This is a genomic window from Candidatus Edwardsbacteria bacterium (assembly GCA_018821925.1).
Classification (GTDB): domain Bacteria; phylum Edwardsbacteria; class AC1; order AC1; family EtOH8; genus UBA2226.
In genome coordinates this window covers 1-2,440 of record JAHJLF010000087.1, presented here as the reverse complement: position 1 = coordinate 2,440, position 2,440 = coordinate 1, and the positions used below count along the sequence as shown (strand labels likewise).

The following is a 2,440-nucleotide window of genomic DNA, read 5'->3' as shown; positions in this document are numbered from 1 at the left end:
GGTAAGTAATATATATAAATTATAACAAGTTAAGCGATTTGTCAAGCAAAATTTATTGATTTATCGGTATTTCTGTAGTATAGTATCTTTTCGGGAGGATATTATGAAGCATTGCCTCATTTTAAAGACACTGTTACTGATAATTTTATCCGCAAATATTTTATGGGGAGCCGGCGATAATATGCCCAAAACAACCATCTGCGACCTGCATTGCGACACCGCCATCAACCTGGCCGACGGCAAAGCGATCGGTGGCCAGAAGGCAAAAAGCCATATCACCCTGGAAAAACTCAAAGCCGGCGGGGTCGGCCTGCAGGTCTACGCCTGCTGGGTATCTCCCAAATACCGCCACCGTAAGGCCTGGGATCGGGCCCGGCAGTTGATAGCTGCCGTAAAAAAAGAGATATCAGATCATCCCGCTGAGCTGATGCTGGTCAGCGACAAGAGGAGCTGGCAGGAATGCCGTAAAGGAAACAAGATCGGGATTCTGCTGGCCGTGGAGGGCGGGCACGTGCTGGACGGCGATATCTCCCGGCTGGATTCACTTTATGGCCAAGGAGTAAGAATACTGACCCTCACTTGGAACAATTCCAACTCCTTCGCCACTTCGGCCTACAGCGTCCATAAGACCGGGATAGATAAGGGCCTCACCCCGCTGGGACGCAAACTCATCGCCCGAGCCGATAAGTTGGGCATGCATATCGACCTCTCCCATTCCTCAGAGAAGACCTTTTGGGACGTGCTTGAGACCAGCCGGCAATCTCCCCTGCTGTCCCATTCCTGTGTGAAATTTCTCAATGGGCATTTCAGAAATGCCTCGGATAGGCAGATCAAAGCAGTGTCTGATAAAAAGGGATTGATCGGCATTAATTTCTGCCCGGCCTTTTTGGGAAGCAAACATAAGCCGGTCTCCATCGAAAGCGTGGCCGACCAGTTCGAGTATATCAAAGAGTTGGCCGGGACCGATATCCTGGCCATAGGCTCGGATTTCGACGGCATCCGGGAGACGCCGGAAGGATTGGACGGGCCGGATAAACTGCCCGATCTGATGGATATGCTGAAATCCATGGGCTTCAGCAAAAAAGAGCTGGATGATATCATCCTGAACAATGCAATAAGATATTTTGGCTGGCAGTGATGGTGGGTCTTTAACCTCTCCCTGCCTATCGGCTTCCCTCTCCTAAAGCATTAGGAGAGGGTTAGGGGTGAGGTCCTCTGGTAGAATTAACTATTTGAAAAAGCCCGGATGAATATCCGGGCTTTTTAGTCGGCCTCGCCGTTGATGAATCGCTGGACCCTTTCGTCCGGCGATCTTTTTATTTCCTCCGGCGTTCCGCAGAAGATGATCTTTCCCTGGTGCAGCATGGCGATCCGATCGGCGATCTTGGAGGCGCTGACCATGTCGTGGGTGACCGCGACGGAGGTCAGCGTCATCTTATTGCGCAGGTCTATTACTAAGTCGTTTATCTTGTCGGCCATGATGGGATCCAGCCCGGTGGTGGGCTCGTCGTAAAGGATGTATTCCGGGTCCATGGCGATGGCCCGGGCCAGGCCCACCCGCTTTTTCATCCCGCCGGAGAGCTCGGCCGGCATCAGGCCGCCGGTGCCGGACATGCCCACCATCTCCAGCTTTTTATTCACGATATCCGATATCTGCTCCGCTGAATATTCCGAATGCTCCTTGAGGCCCAGCCCCACATTCTCGGCCACCGTCAGCGAATCGAACAGGGCCGCCCCCTGAAACAGCATGCCCAGTCGCTTCCGCAGGGCAAACAGTTCCTTGCGATTGATGCGGGAGACATCGGTACCGTCAATTTTGACGGAGCCCCGGTCCGGCTGCATAAGCCCGATGATATGGCGCAGCAGGACGCTCTTGCCGCAGCCCGACCCGCCGATGATCACCATGGTCTCCCCGGTGTTGATAGTCAGGTCCACCCCGGCCAGCACCTGCTTGGAGTTGAAGGATTTGTGTATGTTGGAGATTTCTATCATTTAAAAGGTAAATTTATCGTTACCCTATATTTTATTGGGCATTTAGGATCAACATATTCTTGGGGCACACTAATAATTTTACATTTATATTTTGGGCTAAGGTATTCCATTAAACAATGCAGAGTGAAAACCTCAAATGAGTCAACCAGGAATGCAACAATCTCATTAAACTCAGTTATTATATCAAAAGGGCCTTCATTATTGTATTGTATGGTTGGTTTTTGCATTTCTTCGTTTGGCAAGATTGCAATATTTTTAATAAGCAGTTTTTTATTTTCATTCGGATGTTCTTGAGCATTACGCATGTCAACAATATAAGAAATATTTGGTTCGATTTCAGTTGCAATTTTATAAAGATCTAGCGAGGCCAAGCCGGAAGTGAAGGTCTTCCTGATGTCCGACGCCACCGTGCTCGGCTTGCCGAATCAGCAGGATGGGGCGACCAACG

General features: G+C 50.1%; 3 protein-coding genes. 1 reads left to right on the top strand and 2 read right to left on the bottom strand.

The window, feature by feature from the left end; genetic code table 11:
• The first annotated feature begins 181 nt into the window (after window positions 1-181).
• Window positions 182-1,138, top strand: coding sequence for a dipeptidase (locus KJ869_10880; GenBank protein ID MBU1577691.1), 957 nt, complete (start codon window positions 182-184; stop codon window positions 1,136-1,138).
• A gap of 125 nt (window positions 1,139-1,263) precedes the next feature.
• Here the strand turns inward: KJ869_10880 and KJ869_10875 are convergent, their stop codons facing one another.
• Complete coding sequence (locus tag KJ869_10875) at window positions 1,264-1,992, bottom strand: ABC transporter ATP-binding protein (protein ID MBU1577690.1); 729 nt, start codon at window positions 1,990-1,992, stop codon at window positions 1,264-1,266.
• A complete protein-coding gene (locus KJ869_10870) occupies window positions 1,989-2,363 on the bottom strand; it encodes a hypothetical protein (GenBank protein ID MBU1577689.1) in 375 nt (124 codons plus the stop codon). The genes KJ869_10875 and KJ869_10870 overlap by 4 nt, the downstream gene beginning before the upstream one ends.
• Window positions 2,364-2,440: the final 77 nt, after the last annotated feature.

What these genes read in the sequence shown, in the direction of transcription:
- KJ869_10880 (MBU1577691.1), top strand. Translation starts at nt 182, where the DNA reads ATGCCCAAAACAACCATCTGCGACCTGCATTGCGACACCGCCATCAAC.
- KJ869_10875 (MBU1577690.1), bottom strand. Translation starts at nt 1,992, where the DNA reads ATGATAGAAATCTCCAACATACACAAATCCTTCAACTCCAAGCAGGTG.